We start from the raw sequence: 15,633 nt of genomic DNA on the forward strand, positions 1-15,633 counted from the left end.
TAAAACAGAAAAAAAATTATCTTTAGCATTCAGGTTATTTAAAACATAAAAAACGCTTATTGAAAACTATTACCCGCAGAGACTTTTTAGGTAAAGGAGCTATGCTTGCCGGTGGTGCATACCCCGCCATGATGGCCTTAGGTTTATTACGCCCGGCACCTGCCCATGCCTTTAATTTGCAGGGCGATGGCAAGGGCAAACACATCATTATATTAGGTGCAGGCCTGGCCGGGATGACCTGTGCCTACGAACTGAACAAATTGGGTTACCAATGCACCATACTGGAGGCACGCCAGCGGGCCGGTGGCCGCTGCTGGAGCATCCGTAATGGCAGTACCCACCAGGAGGCAGATAAGCCCACTGTAACCGCGCGCTTTGATGATGGCCTGTATTTTAATGCTGGTCCGTCACGCATACCGCATAACCATGAACTTACGCTGCATTATTGCAAGGAATTGGGTGTGCCCATACAGGTTTACAATAATGTGAACGAGGGCGCCTATTACTTTGCTGAAGGCAAAGGGCCGCTGTCAAACAAAAAGGTAAGGGCACGGGAAGTGCATAATGACATTCGCGGCTACATGACCGAAATGCTGGCCAAAAGCATTGACCACGGCAGTCTCGATAGTAATTTAACCAAAGAGGATGGCGAAAAGATCATCGAATACCTAAGAGCCGAGGGCGGCCTGGATATTGATAAACTATACAAAGCATCGGCCAGGCGCGGCTATACCGAATCGCCGGGGGCGGGCGACAAGCCCGGTAAAATTGCCGATCCTCATAAACTGGCCGATATCATTCGCTCAGGCCTGATGGACCCAGACTTTTATAATGTAGCTGAATATACCTACGAGCTACAGATGACCATGTTCCAGGCTGTAGGTGGTATGGATCAGATAGCAAAAGCTTTGGAAAAAAAGGTAGCGCCATCTATAAAAATGAGTGCCGAGGTTACTGCCATCACCAATTTGCCCGAAGGCGTTAAAATTACCTACAAAGATGCGCAGGGCGTCCACGAGCTTACCGGCGATATGTGTATTTGCACTTTACCGTTACCGGTTTTAAGTAATATCAGTAATAATTTTTCGGGTGATGTAAGCCGGGCTATTGATTATGTGGGCTATATATCAACCGGGAAAATTGGGTTACAGTTTAAGCGCAGGTTTTGGGAAGAGGATGAGCATATTTATGGAGGCATCACCCACACTAACAATGATTTAACACAAATATTTTATCCATCCTATGATTATCTTGGAAAAAAGGGTATCTTAATAGGATATTATAATTTTAACGAAAAGGCTCAAAAAATTGGCGCATTAGGTTATGCCGACCGCGAAAAATTCGCGCTGGAAAAAGGCAGGCTCATTCATCCGCAGTATGATAAAGAGTTCGAGGGCTCATTTTCGGTAAGCTGGCATAAAACAAAATATAACTTAGGCGGATGGGCCGTTTATAACACCGAAACACGCAAAACCCAGTATCCCGTACTTTTAAAACCTGATAAACAGGTTTACTTTGCCGGCGAACATTTAACCTATTTAAATGCCTGGATGGCCGGGGCATTTGAATCGGCCAGGAGCACGGTTGCCGCCCTTCATGCAAGGGTAAGCGAACAGCGTGTACAATATAAAAAATAATTAGTATCGGATAATTAGTATCAAGTAGTTAGTATCAAGTATCATGATTTTTGAAGAGTTTACGAAAAAGATGCAGCTGTCTTTATACTTGATACTAACTACTTGATACTATTACTAACTTAAAATATTAAATAACCAAACCACCATGGCAAATTCACTTAACCGCAGAAACTGGATCAAGTCCAGCGCATTTATGGCCGGGGGACTGGCCTTCTTTTCAGGTACCATTAGTAAACTGGCGGCTATGCCAGCCCGCGCATTTAAACCATCAGCACGTAGTTTAAACGATAAGGAAGTAATAACCAACGCAGGTTTTGAATTAAAAGCAAGGTTGCTGGCCAATGAAAATCCATTTGGTCCATCGGCAACTGTTAAAAAAGCCATACAAGACGCTATCGACAAATGCTATCAATATCCCTTCATGCTGTTGCCGCAACTTTATGATAAAATAGCCACGTACGAAGGTGTAAAGCCACAAAATATATTGATGGATGCCGGTTCAACGCCGTTATTGCTTGCGGCAGCCATGTACTATACCAAAGGCGGTAAAAACGTGATCACCGGCGACCCATCATATGATGACCTGCCCAGCCGTGCAGAGGCATTGGAAGGCAAGTGGATAAAAGTGCCACTTACTGCCGACTATAAGCTTGATCTGGATGCTATGGAAGCCAAAGTGGATAGTAACACCGGGTTGGTTTATATCTGTAACCCCAACAACCCCACAGCTACCATTGTAGATACTGAAAAACTCAAGGCATTTTGCGAACGGGTATCCAAAAAAACAACCGTATTTGTTGATGAAGCCTATATCGATTACCTGCCCGATCCGCAGGCCTCTACCATGATAAGTCAGGTAAAAGCGGGCAACAATGTGATCGTGGCACGCACGTTCTCCAAACTATATGGTTTTGCAGGTTTGCGTTTAGGCTACATCATTACCCAACCCGAAACGGTTAAAACTTTTGATAAGTATACCACACAATCATGGAGCGTTACGGCAACAACGCTTGCTGCCGCCCTTGCAGGTTACCGCGAAGAGGCTTTTTTACAGGATACTTTAAAGAAAACGCTTGCTTCAAAAGAGTACCTGTATTCGGTGCTAAAGAAAGAAGGGTACGAGTATATCCCCTCATCGGCCAATTTTGTGATGTTCCCGCTTAAAATGGAAGGCAAAAAATTCGTAGGTGAAATGATGAAACGGGGTGTTGGCGTACGTAACTGGAAATTTAACAACAAGGACTGGTGCCGTGTAAGTATTGGCCGTATGGACGAAATGGAAGCCTTTGCTGATGCTTTTAAACAACTATCTTAATTAGAACCTGGATTTTTAGAGCAAAGAACAAAGAGCAAGGAAACAAGGCGTGTATAAATTTTGATTGCTTTATCTTCAAGTCCTTTATCTTTTGTCCAAAAATCCTTCATCCAAAAAATATGCGTAAACTAACATTAACACTGCTTTTAACAGGATCAATTTTTTTAAGCCGGGCGCAAACGGTAAATCCGCGGCCGCTTACTATGGATGAGTATAATAAAGCGCAAACCTTTACTATTGCTGATCTGGATAAGGATACCTATGTAAAGTTCGAAAACACTTATGTGCTTGACAGGTATGAGAACCGCAAACCATATTTTATTACCGGGGCCGATGGGTTAAAGAAACGCGTTGACCTGTATAAACTGATAGCCAAAGAGGGTTTGCAGGAGATAGGCCTCATGGTATTTTATACCAACGAAAAAGGAAAACTGTATAAAGCCCTCGTGCCCGATTTTACTGCCGATGGAAAGGTTTGGGAAAAGTATTTCCAGGATATTGATAACATCAATAAGGAAGAAAAGAATTTCATCCTCAAACTATCTTACATATTATCAAAGGAAGTGAGCTTTCAGCAATACAAAGTTTTAAATGGCGGTAAAGACCTGAAGGAAGAAGCAGCCACTTATGGCAATGATATTTGTTTCCCGGGTGATGAACTGGTAACTATGGCCAACGGCGAAAAAAAAATGCTGAAAACCGTAAAATCCGGCGACGAAGTGATCACCATTGATCCTGCCACAAAAAAAAGCTCGGCAGTTAAAGTGAAGGAACTAACCGTACATGGCGCCAAAAACTACGCATTAACCCAATTGGTGCTGGTATCGGCAATTGTAAAAAATACCAACACAGGGCAGCAGATAAATTTAAACTCCAAAGTATTACAAGCTACACCAAATCATCCCATGCTTACTAAACAGGGGAACCTGAAAATAGGGCAGATTGCCGAAGGCCAGGAAGTGCTATGCCTTAATGAACAAACCGGTAAGTATGAAACCTTTACCGTACTGCAGAAAACAGAGCATGGCGGCGGCGTACAAAAAGTTTACAATATAGTAGCCGATGGCGGCAGTACCCTGCTGATGAACGGCGTAATGGTAATGCAAAAGTAAAAGCCCCACCCAACCCTCCCCTTTAGGAGGGCTTTAAAATATCTCTTAGGATGTAAAGTCGTATCAGGAAAACCACTAACTTACACGCAAATAAAAAGTTCCCCCTTTAGGGGGTAGGGGACATGGCATTAAAAACAACGATCATCACCGGTGCAACATCCGGAATAGGACAGGAAACGGCGATTTCTTTAGCAAGGCAGGGCCATGCACTTTACTTACTGGTACGCAATACACCTAAAGGCGAACGGCTTAAACAGGAAATAGCTGATAAAACGGGTAATAAGGAAGTTTTTGTAGTACGATGCGACCTGGCTGATCTGCAAAGTGTTCGCGAAGCGGCCGAAGAGTTAACGCAAAAGTTATTTGCTATAAACACGCTTATTAATAATGCAGGCGGTGTTTTTGAAGAACGCCAGTTAAATAAGAATGGTTTTGAAATGACCTTTGTTACCAACCATCTGGGTCATTTTTTACTAACCTACAGCCTGATGCCTTTATTGCAGAAAGGGCAGGCGCGTATCATTAACGTAAGTTCAGAGGCACATAAATGGGGCAAACCGCAGTTTGATGACTTGCAATGGGAGCAATCCTACAGCCCTTTTAAGGCTTATGGCATGAGTAAACTGTTCAATATATATTTTGCCCAGTCACTTGCCGAAAAGTATGCTGACAAAGGCATACTTGCTTTTTCGCTGCATCCGGGTACAGTAAAAACAAGTTTCGGTGCGGGACTCAAAGGGTTTGGTAAAATATTGATAAAGCTGGCCCGTCCGTTTATGATAACACCCGAACAAGGGGCCGAAACTACCATATTCCTGGCAACTGCTCCACGTTTAGATAAATACAACGGCGCTTATTTTAAAAAGAAAAAGAAAGCAAGAACATCTGCCATAGCAACGGATACGGCATCGCGCAATAAGCTTTGGGCCATCAGCGAAAAACTACTTTCACGTTATTTGGTTTGGCCGGCTGTTAAATAAATAATTTATTCCTAACGATTTGTCATGCTGAACGTTTGAAGCATCTATTCTATTACATACACAGTTTGTGAACAGATCCTTCGTTCCTCAGGATGGCAAACTAATGTTTTAGACTTGCTTGTAGATAAGCAGTTTCTTTGTATCTTAAAATTTACTCTTCTGGCAAGGTTAAAGTTGTAACATTAAAAGTTAATAGTTATTTTAGATGACTTAAACATGACAATTATGCCTTTTAATAAAAAAATAATAGTTACACTCGGTTTGTTATCAATTGTGGTATTGGGTGCTATGACATCTATGACCCCCAAAAAACCTCAGGACGAGGGTTTTAAAAACCTGAAAGTACTGCCTAAAAATATCTCGAACGATGATCTTCACAAAGTAATGGAGGAGTGGGAGCATTCATTAGGAGTGCATTGCAATTTTTGCCATGTACGTAATGAGGAAACAAAAAAGATGGATTGGGCAAATGAAGCTAAACCTGAAAAGGAAATGGCTCGTGATATGTATAAGATGATGAATAAGATCAATCAGAAATATTTTCATGCTAAAAAAGATTCATTAGGAATGATCATGCAGGCGGGTGTTAATTGCAATACCTGTCACCGTGGTACTGCTCATCCCGAAGTTGTAATACCAGAAGGAAAAGGTCCTGGTCCAGTGCCTCCGGGTGGTCAGCCCGCTCCGGTTGGACAACCCGGTGCCGGTGGTACCGCTCCTGAAAAAAAAGGATGATTTTTTAAATATCCAAAACACCTCTAACCCATAGTTAGAGGTGTTTTTAATTTATGATTTATGGCAGGGATAATAAACATCAGGAATGCACATGAGGACGACCTTTTGGCCATACTGCACATTTATAATGATGCCATATTGAACACCACTGCTGTTTACAGCGAGCAGCCACATACTATTGAAATGCGCCAGGCATGGTATCATGAACGCGTGAACAGTGGTTTCCCGGTATTGGTGGCCGAAACCGGGAGCAAAGTTGTGGGCTTTTGTACTTATGGGCATTTTCGCGCCTGGCCGTGCTACCGTTTTACCATTGAACATTCTGTGTACGTTGATCCCTTGTTCAGGGGGCAGGGTATCAGTAAGCTTTTACTCAGGCCGCTTATAAATATTGCACGGCAAAACGGGATTCATGCCGTCATAGCCGGTATTGACGGCGAAAACCAGGTAAGTTATCATTTGCACCAATCACTCGGTTTTAAGCAGGTTGCCCACTTTAAAGAAGTAGGGTTTAAATTTGGGCGCTGGCTCGATCTGCTTTTTATGGAATTATTGCTTGATGGGCAAGATTAACGCAAATATTTAATTAATTATTAAATATTATACGTGATTATTCCCGGCTAAAAAATTCATAAATACTTCATAATTCAAAACTATCTTTAATCAAATTCGTTTGAATATCAGACAGGCAGGAGTAAATTGGTAAATTTAATTTCTCCATTGTTATTTTATTTAATCAGTGTTTTAATAAATATCCCCCTAATTTAATTTAACATGACCGTTGGCATTCAAGATAATGCATCTGTTCGTAAGCAGGTAACTGCTCATCCTTCTCCGCATTGCCGGGGGTGTGGTAACGAAAACATAAACCGCATACCCAGAGGACGATTTGTGAAGTTGTTTTTATTTTGGCTCCCCCTAAAAAAATACGTTTGTTATCGCTGTCATCGCAAAACATACAGGTGGGGTAGCAAGCACTAATCCTAAGCTTTAAACAAAGTCTTTCTGTAATCTTTTGGGCTAATAAAAATTAAACCGTACAAAGCGCAAATCTTTTACATTTGTTAAATGCAAAAGATACTGATTGCCAACCGGGGCGAAATAGCTTTAAGAGTAATGCGCTCTGCGCGCGAAATGGGTATTAAAACCGTTGCCGTATATTCTGACGCTGATCGTAATGCACTACATGTGCGTTATGCTGATGAAGCGGTTCATATCGGTGCCGCTCCCTCCAGTCAATCATATCTTGATGGCGAAAAAATTATAGCCGCCTGCCTTAAAACTGGGGCAACAGGTATTCATCCAGGTTATGGTTTTTTGAGTGAAAATGCTGCCTTTGCAAGGCTGGTACGGAAAGCGGGTTTGGTGCTTATTGGTCCATCGCCAGAGGCTATGGAGGTAATGGGTAATAAGCTATCGGCCAAAGCTGCTGCTTTAAAATATAACATCCCCATGGTACCCGGAACCGAAGAGGCAATTACCGATATTGCCGAGGCTAAAAAACGTGCGGTTGAGGTAGGCTTTCCCATACTGATCAAAGCCGCCGCAGGCGGCGGGGGCAAGGGTATGCGTATAGTTGATGGTGAGGCTGATTTTGAAGAACAGATGGAAATGGCCGTGTCTGAAGCTACTTCGGCTTTTGGTGATGGATCAGTTTTTATTGAGCGTTATGTGTCATCTCCCCGGCATATCGAGATCCAGGTTTTGGGCGATACCCATGGCAATATAGTGCATCTTTTTGAGCGCGATTGCTCAGTACAGCGCCGTCACCAAAAAGTAATTGAAGAAGCCCCTTCTATGGTGCTCACCCCGCAGATCAGGGAGCAGATGGGCAAATGCGCGGTTGATGTGGCCCGGTCTGTAAACTACACTGGCGCGGGTACGGTGGAGTTTATTATGGACGACGCGCTTAATTTTTATTTCCTGGAGATGAATACCCGCCTGCAGGTAGAGCATCCGGTTACAGAACTGATAACAGGCATTGACCTGGTGAAGGAACAGATCCGCATAGCCCGGGGCGAAGCCATCAGCTTTAAACAGGAGGACCTGCAAATGCGCGGGCATGCTATTGAGCTAAGGGTATATGCCGAAGATCCTGCGAATAACTTTTTGCCTGATATTGGCACCCTGCAAACCTATGTTACTCCAAAAGGCGCAGGTGTAAGGGTTGACGATGGCTTTGAACAGGGTATGGAGATCCCCATTTATTACGATCCGATGATTGCCAAGCTGATAACCTATGGTAAAGACCGCACGGAAGCTATTGAACGGATGCTGCGAGCTATTGACGAGTATCAGATAACCGGGATAACCACAACGCTGGGTTTCGGCAGGTTTGTAATGCAGCATGAAGCTTTTACATCAGGTAATTTTGATACCCACTTTGTTAAAAAATATTTTACTCCCGAGGTATTAGACACAAATCATAATGACGAAGCTATCATTGCAGCTATCATTATGGAACAATTGCTCAGTCAAAAGAAAGCCGTGGTAGCATCGGTTCAAACAACAGAGATAAGTAACTGGGTAAAAAACCGGAACAGCCTGCGATAAAAGTGTTTACAGCAATTCGGTTAGTTCGCTAAAGCTGTTTACGGTGGCTACCATGCCATCGGGTACTGCGCCAAAACCATAACTTGCAAAAATGAAAGGTACGCCGGCTTGTGTCGCGGCGGTATAATCGCCCATGGTATCACCTACATAAACTGGCGCTTTTAGTTGATGATCGTTAACAATATCTTTAATGTTATCAGCTTTGGGGTTGCCTTTTGTGCCAAAGCATTGGTGGGCCAAAAAGTGCGGGTGCATGTTGTTCAGATCCAAAAACACCTCGATATAACCGCTCTGGCAATTGCTTACTATGTATAATTTATATTTTGTGCCCAGGTATTTTAAAGTTTCTTCTAACTGTGGATATAATTCGCCGCCTTTGGTATGTAATATCTCCAGTTCGCTTATACCGCAAAGGGTTTGTACTTCTTTACGCTGATGGGTATCAAGATCAGGGAACAGCTTATCAAAAATAGCATCATAAGTCATCCCGGTGATTGACCTAACACGCTCTACGGTCATTTCTTCATCAATATAATCAACCTTCGCAACAGCTGCCTGCCAGGCCAGCGCAACGTTTGCCGTACTATCCCAAAGGGTGCCATCCAGATCAAAAATTATACTGTCGAATTTATTATGTAGTGAAGTATCCATAGCGCGGGCAAAAATAAGAGTTTATTTTTTGAAGCAGCCATAGCATTGAAAAGTAATTTATATTTTTAAAGAAGAATTACCCTGCTATGATTTACTTTAAAAAGGTGTATTTTAATTATGAGGATAAGGCACCTATTGAAGCTGCTTTACGCAAGTTATCAGTTAAACGTACGGGAGGTTTGGATTTAAAATCATCAACATCCGATATTGGGACAGATAAATATTTTTTTGGTTATGATGGTAAAAATGCATTGTATTTTACCCGCATAAGAAGTTCTGTTGAGTGGCTTTTACCTAAGGTTATCTTTAGCCTACCAAAAAGCGAAACAGATTTTCTTTATAAATTTCGTTTAAGTCTTTTTCCTTTTATTTTTATCGCCTTGTTTTCTTTTGGATTATTATTCAGTTTCATTTCCCTTGTAATGGGACGTATCCAATTTCAGGATTTTATAAGTTTTGCTATATTTCCGGCATTTTTTATATTATTAATATGGTTAGAATTAAAAATAACAGCATCTAAAATAAAAAAGGCTATTATCAAATATCAAGCTATTTAATGTTCAGCTTATTTTGTCCTAATCGGTTCAGTGAGAAGGGCTTAAGAGTTTCAAAAACTTCGTAAGTCTGGCCTGCAATGACAAGCCAATGTAAAATAATCTCGCCTTTAAGAGGGTAGGGGCCTAATTGATTAAATTTGTTTATAATCAAACAAGAAAGAGATCAATATTGAATACTTCCCGTCCACCAAAAAATACCATTAGTAATAAAGTAACATTAAAAGAGCGCTTTGACGCGCTGCGTAATTTACCGGCCTTTTTTAAACTGGTTTGGCAAACCAGTCGCTGGATGACGATTGTTAACGCCATATTACGCATAGTCCGCTCGGCCATGCCGCTGGGATTGCTGTATGTAGGTAAACTGATCATTGATCAGGTGGTTACCATAAGCCATGCCCCAACTAAAGACATGACCTATCTGTGGCAACTTGTGGGCCTTGAATTTGGGCTTGCTATATTAACTGATGCCCTTAGCAGGGCCATTACCCTGATGGACAGCTTGCTTGGCGATCTGTTCAGTAATCATACTTCGGTAAAAATAATGGAGCATGCCGCCACGCTTGATCTTGACCAGTTTGAGGATTCGGTATTTTATGACAAGCTGGAACGCGCCCGGCAGCAAACTATAGGTCGTACTATACTCCTGTCGCAGGTAATGAACCAGGTGCAGGACCTCATCTCCATGGGATTCCTGGCGGTTGGTTTAATGACCTTTAATCCCTGGTTAATTGTGCTGCTGCTTATCGCCATTATCCCCGCTTTTTTAGGCGAATCGTACTTTAATGATCAAAGCTATGCCCTAACCCGCGGCCAGACCCCCGAGCGCCGTGAGCTTGATTATATACGTTACCTGGGTGCCAGTGACGAAACAGCCAAAGAGGTAAAGATCTTTGATCTTTCAGGCTTTATTATTGACCGTTTCAAACACCTGTCAAATAAGTTTTATGGAGATAACAAGCACCTGGCTATCAAACGCTCTTTATGGGGTACTTTTTTTGCGATGCTGGGCAGTTTGGGTTATTATGCGGCTTATGTGGTTATCATAGTCAGGGCGGTAAACGGCAGTGTAACTATTGGCGAACTGGCCTTCCTTGCCGGATCATTCAGGCAGCTGCGTGCTTTACTGGAGGGGATCTTAACCCGTTTTACAGCAGTATCACAAGGGGCCATTTACCTGCGCGATTTTTTTGAGTTTTTTGAGATCATTCCTAAAATTAAAATGGCGGCAAACGCGCTGCCTTTCCCTGAAACCATACAACAGGGGTTTACCTTTGAGAATGTTGGTTTTCGCTATATCAATTCAGACAGATGGGCCAACCGGCATTTGAACTTTACGCTTTATCCCGGCGAAAAACTGGCCCTGGTAGGCGAGAACGGCGCTGGTAAAACCACACTGGTGAAGTTACTGGCCCGTTTGTATGACCCAATCGAGGGTAGGATACTGCTTGATGGCGTTGATTTGAAACAGTACGACCTAACCGATCTGCGGCTTAACGTAGGTATTATTTTCCAGGATTACTTACGCTATCAGATGAGCTTTGCGCAAAATATTGCCGTAGGTAAAATTAGTGAACAGGATAACCGCCCGCTCATAGAGCATTCGGCAAGGCAGAGCCTGGCCGATGTGCTGGCAGCCAGGCTCCCCGGAGCCTATGACCAGCAACTGGGTAAACGCTTTGCCGATGGGGTTGAACTATCAGGTGGCGAATGGCAAAAGGTTGCCCTGGCGCGGGCTTACATGCGCGATGCACAGTTGCTAATACTGGACGAACCAACATCGGCACTTGATGCCCGTGCCGAGTTTAATGTTTTTGAACGTTTTGCCGAATTAACAAAAGGCAGATCGGCAGTGCTGATTTCGCACCGTTTTAGTACTGTACGCATGGCCGACAGGATACTGGTATTGGAAAAAGGCGAACTGATTGAGATAGGCAGCCATGAGGAACTGCTGCTTAAAGGTGGCCGCTATGCCGAGCTTTTTGATTTGCAGGCAGCCGGGTACCGGTAAGTTTGAGTTAATTCAAAGTATGCCTGATTAATCAAGGGTTATAAGTAGGAATTTATTTGATTCCCCTATAGTAAAAAGGCTATGTTGTTATTAATCATTAGTTAATAGCTGGCAATTGATAATTATGAATTATTAAACACGATCAACAAATTCGTTAAATTATCACAAAAATGCGTAAAACTACGTATGTAAATCGGTGTAAACCCCTATTATTTTTATTATAGTAAAGGTTAACTTTGAATTAATGTTGGTGATCAGCAGGTCAAACGTTTTACAAAGCCGCTACTATGAAACTTTTTTATCACTTTTTGGTCTTTGTTTTTGTATCGCTCCTGCTAATTGCCTGCGCTAATATATTTACAACAGATCATAAAGTAAAAGCATTGAACAGTGAGCCCTCGGTGTTAAAACGAAAGGGTAATGAGCCTGATGTTTCGGCAAAAGTCGGCTCCAAAAACGGTCCTTATATACTTGCGGGTTTTAATTATAAAAATATTTTAAAAGGGAAAAGGTGGATAGATAACCAATGCGATTATAAAAATAATTTCTATATAAAAAATATACAGCTGGTCATTAGTCATTTTGGCCAGCATAGATAGCATTAATAAAGTGAGTTTAGTTTTAGTTTAATTTAGTTAGGGAACAGTTGGCAAACAGTCATTACAGCAATGTAATGGCTGTTTTGTTTTTTGGGCCAAAAAGGGATTGTGATGATTAATATTTAGGAAAATGGCCGAGTACTAAAAATAATGTAAAAACAGGGATGGCCAATAATATATAAACCCTTGCCAGTTGTCTGTCGTTGGCATTGCCTACTACAAATACGTTATATAAGTCTTTTTTTATGATGTTCAATTTCGCTTTCATAGTTCAAAATATTATATGTGATATATGAATTTGACCTAAAGCAAATAATAAGGTTTAAAACCTATGTCCATAAAAAATGCCCATAGGTTTTTAAGCTATGGACACCCTCATCATCATTAAAAAAAACTTAAAATGTCATTATGCTTTATCGTGGCTCATTTCGGGATGGTAATGCAATCCTGGAGTAAGCCAGTATAATAACACCACCCTGGAATACCTGAAATTAAAAGGAGATAATATTACGGCTATGCTTAGTATAATTGTTACATATAACCACGGATTGTTGCTTCCGGTTAAAATACTTATAGCAACCGCGGCGGTAACCATTTGGGCAACGTTAAGCGCGTAACTAACAAACATGGCCACATAAAAATAGCCAGGTTCCCTTTCATATACCAAACCGCAATGTGAGCAAGTTTGATGCATAACCTGTCCATGAAAGCCATACATACTGTTGGCAAACATATCGCCGCGCCTGCAACGGGGACATTTGGCATGTAAAACGGCAGGCCATAATTTATATTCATTATTTTCCATGATCGTATATTATTTTTTTTCTGAACTCTTCGGGGGTAATATCTTCCAGTTTTTTAAAAAACTTGGTAAAGTAGGAGTTATCGCTAAAGTTTAATTTTAGTGAAATTTCACTAATGCTTAATTGCGGATTAGTAAGCATACGCTTAGCTTCCAGCAGCACCCTGTTGCGGATCAGCTCGCCGGCTGATACGCCCATTAGATCCTTACAAACCGCGTTTAAGTGGTTAGGGGTTATATACAACATCGCTGCATAATCTTTAGGCAGTTTGATATCAGTATAATGGTGCTCAATTAAATTTTTAAAGCTTTTGAGCAGGATTTGGTTGTATGATGAGTTACCGCCTAAAACCGGATTTGCACTAAGCCTGTTAACCAGGATAAATATTTGCAGCATCAGCAGCCTGATCATATCAGCAGATGCTGTGGCGGGTGAAGCAGCTTCGGCCAGTATGGTTTCAAACAGTGGTTTTACGGCTGCATAGGTTTCATCTGGTAAATTGATCACAGCATCGGCCAGGTTGCCGCTAAAAAACGAAAAATTATCCAGGTAGCCGTGTTGTAATATGAATGACTGTATAAATGATGCCGAAAAATTAATGATATAACCATCGGTAAAACCTTCAAAACTCCAGGAGTGCACCTGGCCGGGTATCATAAAATAAATTTGACCGGGCTTAACCTCAAAATTCTCAAAATCAATGGTGTGGGTACCGCCTCCATTTGTAAAAAGTACCAAATGGTAAAATGAATGCCGGTGAGTGGCAAACAAATTTTTATGCGTTTGCAGGTATGGCTCAAAACGACTTATAATAATGTCGTCCTGATCAATATCAGATAAGGAACAAATGTCATATAGTGGTACGTTTTGTAACATGGAACAAATTTACACACCAAATTACCACTTGTAATGGTACTATTTTTATTTTTAATGGTACTATTCAACGATAATTGAATAATACCACAAGCCGGAACGGGTTCAATCCTGATTAGCCTTTAATAAGCGCTTGCTATGGTCAGCACTTCAATAGCTTCATTGCTTAACTGCAGCGTTGCCGCCTGTGTAAGTTGATTAAGCTGGGGTATACTGGTGGCGCTTGCTATTGGCGCGGTTATGCCGGGCCGGGCAATTAGCCAGGCTAAAGCAACAGCTGCAGGATTGCTGTTGTATTGCGCAGCAACTTCATCCAACGCTTTTAATATAAGGAAACCCCGTTCGGTTAAATATTTTTTGACTGAATTGGTCCTGTTACTACCTTCCAGATCGGCTGCCGACCGGTATTTGCCGCTTAAAAAGCCACTTGCTAATGAAAAATAGCTGATAACACCAATGTTTTGCTCTTTTATAAATGGTTCAAACGTGGTTTCGTAATTTTGCCTGTCAAACAAATTGTATTCGGGTTGTATGGTTTGGTAAGCGGCCAGTCCTTTTTCGCGACTTACTTTAAGCGATTCATGGAACCGTTCGACAGAAAAATTAGAAGCGCCAATAGCTCTTACTTTACCCTCCCTGATCAAATGCTCATAAGCCCGCAGTGTTTCTTCAACCGGGGTTGAGGCATCATCATAGTGCGACTGGTACAAGTCAATATAATCAGTTTGCAGGCGCTTCAATGAATCCTCGGCAGATTTAATAATATATTCCTTTTTTAGCCCTTTTTTACCTTCCCTGAATTCCGCGCCTACTTTGGTAGCTATGATCACCTTGTCGCGCTTACCGCTTTGCTTAAGCCACTTGCCAATTTCTGTTTCTGATTCTCCACCTTTATTGCCCGGTCTCCAGGCCGAGTAAACATCGGCGGTATCAACGGCATTAAAACCGGCATCTAAAAATGCATCCAGTAAAATGGCGTTATCGTTACCCTTAACTGTCCACCCAAACACATTGCCGCCAAAAATCAATGGCGCGGTTTTTAGGCCGGAATTACCCAATTCACGTTTTTCCATAGTGCTTAATTAAAGAATCCTAAGTTATTAATTAGAAGTTGCTATAAGTACTAATTGTTTGTCGGCAAATTAAAATAATCAGCAATAGGGGGTTTAAAGGTTGTTTCAATTTCACAAGAAAAAAATAAGGCAAGAGCAGTACTGACAAATCAATGACCAATTGGTGTTATACGCATATTTTTAAGGTGCTATACACACATTTTTGTTTTAAAACCATAGTGACATTTGATAAAAATAATATCACAATGAAAAATAAATTTTTAGTGGCTTGTGTAATAAGCTTATTATCTGCCACCACGCTGTTTGCCTATACTGGTCCAAAAGTTGAGGCCGGTTGTACTGCCGTTATCCGCGATTTTATTGACAGCCACATGAGCTCAAATTATAAAAAGTTAAATAAGGTATTGGATGAAAACTCCAGTTTTAAAATACCCCGTGGCGAAAAGGTGATCCATCAGGACAAATCAAGTTTGGTTGAGGCAATGAAGAACACTGCTGGTACGCAACAAAACTGCCAGTCAAATTATGAAGTACTTGCCAATAGCGATGCATTGGTAATTGCCAGGGTTGATTTTACCTATCATGATAATATACAGCATAATTACCTGATAGTTGAAAAAAATGATAACCAGGAATGGAAAATTACACAGGTTTGCAAAATGTTTGATGATATTGAAATACCCGATAATAAAGAGCCGGTAACAGCTAAAAACTGAGATTAGTAACTGATCTTATTA

The 15,633-nt window shown here is 41.6% G+C and carries 16 protein-coding genes; 11 read left to right on the top strand and 5 right to left on the bottom strand.

Annotated elements, in window-relative coordinates:
* Positions 1–59: 59 nt before the first annotated feature.
* From M2273_RS09755 to accC, 7 genes are all read left to right on the top strand, one after another.
* Complete coding sequence (locus tag M2273_RS09755; protein WP_429396021.1) at positions 60–1,637, top strand: FAD-dependent oxidoreductase; 1,578 nt, start codon at positions 60–62, stop codon at positions 1,635–1,637.
* Positions 1,638–1,782: 145 nt separating this feature from the next.
* Positions 1,783–2,952: a pyridoxal phosphate-dependent aminotransferase gene (locus M2273_RS09760; protein WP_429396023.1), complete on the top strand. Its 1,170-nt coding sequence runs from the start codon at positions 1,783–1,785 to the stop codon at positions 2,950–2,952.
* 119 nt (positions 2,953–3,071) lie between these two features.
* The gene (locus tag M2273_RS09765; protein ID WP_429396025.1) at positions 3,072–4,064 is read left to right on the top strand and encodes a Hint domain-containing protein; all 993 of its coding nucleotides are present in this window, start codon (positions 3,072–3,074) and stop codon (positions 4,062–4,064) included.
* Positions 4,065–4,186: 122 nt separating this feature from the next.
* Positions 4,187–5,044: an SDR family oxidoreductase gene (locus M2273_RS09770; RefSeq protein WP_429396027.1), complete on the top strand. Its 858-nt coding sequence runs from the start codon at positions 4,187–4,189 to the stop codon at positions 5,042–5,044.
* A gap of 225 nt (positions 5,045–5,269) precedes the next feature.
* Positions 5,270–5,779, top strand: a complete 510-nt coding sequence (locus tag M2273_RS09775) for a c-type cytochrome (RefSeq protein WP_429396030.1) — start codon at positions 5,270–5,272, stop codon at positions 5,777–5,779.
* Positions 5,780–5,839: 60 nt separating this feature from the next.
* Entirely contained in the window at positions 5,840–6,352 is a 513-nt protein-coding gene (locus tag M2273_RS09780) for an N-acetyltransferase family protein (protein ID WP_429396033.1), read from the top strand.
* 495 nt (positions 6,353–6,847) lie between these two features.
* Positions 6,848–8,332 carry an acetyl-CoA carboxylase biotin carboxylase subunit gene (gene accC, locus M2273_RS09785; protein WP_429396036.1) on the top strand — a complete coding sequence of 495 codons (1,485 nt, stop codon included), beginning with the start codon at positions 6,848–6,850 and terminating at the stop codon, positions 8,330–8,332.
* 6 nt (positions 8,333–8,338) lie between these two features.
* On the opposite strand, the gene M2273_RS09790 is transcribed toward accC, so the two are convergent.
* On the bottom strand, positions 8,339–8,983 hold the full coding sequence (locus tag M2273_RS09790; RefSeq protein WP_429396038.1) for an HAD family hydrolase: 645 nt from the start codon (positions 8,981–8,983) through the stop codon (positions 8,339–8,341).
* Between the two features lie 86 nt (positions 8,984–9,069).
* Here M2273_RS09790 and M2273_RS09795 point away from each other — a divergent pair, with 86 nt between their 5' ends.
* From M2273_RS09795 to M2273_RS09805, 3 genes are all read left to right on the top strand, one after another.
* Positions 9,070–9,540: a hypothetical protein gene (locus M2273_RS09795; RefSeq protein WP_429396041.1), complete on the top strand. Its 471-nt coding sequence runs from the start codon at positions 9,070–9,072 to the stop codon at positions 9,538–9,540.
* 169 nt (positions 9,541–9,709) lie between these two features.
* The gene (locus M2273_RS09800) at positions 9,710–11,548 is read left to right on the top strand and encodes an ABC transporter ATP-binding protein (protein ID WP_429396044.1); all 1,839 of its coding nucleotides are present in this window, start codon (positions 9,710–9,712) and stop codon (positions 11,546–11,548) included.
* 287 nt (positions 11,549–11,835) lie between these two features.
* Positions 11,836–12,147, top strand: coding sequence for a hypothetical protein (locus M2273_RS09805; protein WP_429396047.1), 312 nt, complete (start codon positions 11,836–11,838; stop codon positions 12,145–12,147).
* A gap of 115 nt (positions 12,148–12,262) precedes the next feature.
* On the opposite strand, the gene M2273_RS09810 is transcribed toward M2273_RS09805, so the two are convergent.
* The 4 genes from M2273_RS09810 to M2273_RS09825 all read right to left on the bottom strand — a co-directional run bounded on the left by M2273_RS09810 (position 12,263) and on the right by M2273_RS09825 (position 14,896).
* Positions 12,263–12,415, bottom strand: coding sequence for a hypothetical protein (locus M2273_RS09810; protein WP_429396050.1), 153 nt, complete (start codon positions 12,413–12,415; stop codon positions 12,263–12,265).
* Between the two features lie 138 nt (positions 12,416–12,553).
* Positions 12,554–12,952: a DUF983 domain-containing protein gene (locus tag M2273_RS09815; RefSeq protein ID WP_429396053.1), complete on the bottom strand. Its 399-nt coding sequence runs from the start codon at positions 12,950–12,952 to the stop codon at positions 12,554–12,556.
* Entirely contained in the window at positions 12,942–13,826 is an 885-nt protein-coding gene (locus tag M2273_RS09820) for an AraC family transcriptional regulator (RefSeq protein ID WP_429396056.1), read from the bottom strand. The genes M2273_RS09815 and M2273_RS09820 overlap by 11 nt, the downstream gene beginning before the upstream one ends.
* 119 nt (positions 13,827–13,945) lie before the next feature.
* Complete coding sequence (locus M2273_RS09825) at positions 13,946–14,896, bottom strand: aldo/keto reductase (protein ID WP_429396059.1); 951 nt, start codon at positions 14,894–14,896, stop codon at positions 13,946–13,948.
* A gap of 245 nt (positions 14,897–15,141) precedes the next feature.
* Here M2273_RS09825 and M2273_RS09830 point away from each other — a divergent pair, with 245 nt between their 5' ends.
* Complete coding sequence (locus tag M2273_RS09830; protein WP_429396062.1) at positions 15,142–15,612, top strand: nuclear transport factor 2 family protein; 471 nt, start codon at positions 15,142–15,144, stop codon at positions 15,610–15,612.
* Positions 15,613–15,633 lie beyond the last annotated feature (21 nt).

It is taken from the genome of Mucilaginibacter lappiensis (genome assembly GCF_050433765.1).
GTDB classification, from domain to species: Bacteria; Bacteroidota; Bacteroidia; order Sphingobacteriales; family Sphingobacteriaceae; genus Mucilaginibacter; species Mucilaginibacter lappiensis_A.

What these genes read in the sequence shown, in the direction of transcription:
- M2273_RS09760 (WP_429396023.1), top strand. Translation starts at nt 1,783, where the DNA reads ATGGCAAATTCACTTAACCGCAGAAACTGGATCAAGTCCAGCGCATTT.
- M2273_RS09765 (WP_429396025.1), top strand. Translation starts at nt 3,072, where the DNA reads ATGCGTAAACTAACATTAACACTGCTTTTAACAGGATCAATTTTTTTA.
- M2273_RS09770 (WP_429396027.1), top strand. Translation starts at nt 4,187, where the DNA reads ATGGCATTAAAAACAACGATCATCACCGGTGCAACATCCGGAATAGGA.
- M2273_RS09775 (WP_429396030.1), top strand. Translation starts at nt 5,270, where the DNA reads ATGCCTTTTAATAAAAAAATAATAGTTACACTCGGTTTGTTATCAATT.
- M2273_RS09780 (WP_429396033.1), top strand. Translation starts at nt 5,840, where the DNA reads ATGGCAGGGATAATAAACATCAGGAATGCACATGAGGACGACCTTTTG.
- accC (WP_429396036.1), top strand. Translation starts at nt 6,848, where the DNA reads ATGCAAAAGATACTGATTGCCAACCGGGGCGAAATAGCTTTAAGAGTA.
- M2273_RS09790 (WP_429396038.1), bottom strand. Translation starts at nt 8,983, where the DNA reads ATGGATACTTCACTACATAATAAATTCGACAGTATAATTTTTGATCTG.
- M2273_RS09795 (WP_429396041.1), top strand. Translation starts at nt 9,070, where the DNA reads ATGATTTACTTTAAAAAGGTGTATTTTAATTATGAGGATAAGGCACCT.
- M2273_RS09805 (WP_429396047.1), top strand. Translation starts at nt 11,836, where the DNA reads ATGAAACTTTTTTATCACTTTTTGGTCTTTGTTTTTGTATCGCTCCTG.
- M2273_RS09810 (WP_429396050.1), bottom strand. Translation starts at nt 12,415, where the DNA reads ATGAAAGCGAAATTGAACATCATAAAAAAAGACTTATATAACGTATTT.
- M2273_RS09815 (WP_429396053.1), bottom strand. Translation starts at nt 12,952, where the DNA reads ATGGAAAATAATGAATATAAATTATGGCCTGCCGTTTTACATGCCAAA.
- M2273_RS09820 (WP_429396056.1), bottom strand. Translation starts at nt 13,826, where the DNA reads ATGTTACAAAACGTACCACTATATGACATTTGTTCCTTATCTGATATT.
- M2273_RS09825 (WP_429396059.1), bottom strand. Translation starts at nt 14,896, where the DNA reads ATGGAAAAACGTGAATTGGGTAATTCCGGCCTAAAAACCGCGCCATTG.
- M2273_RS09830 (WP_429396062.1), top strand. Translation starts at nt 15,142, where the DNA reads ATGAAAAATAAATTTTTAGTGGCTTGTGTAATAAGCTTATTATCTGCC.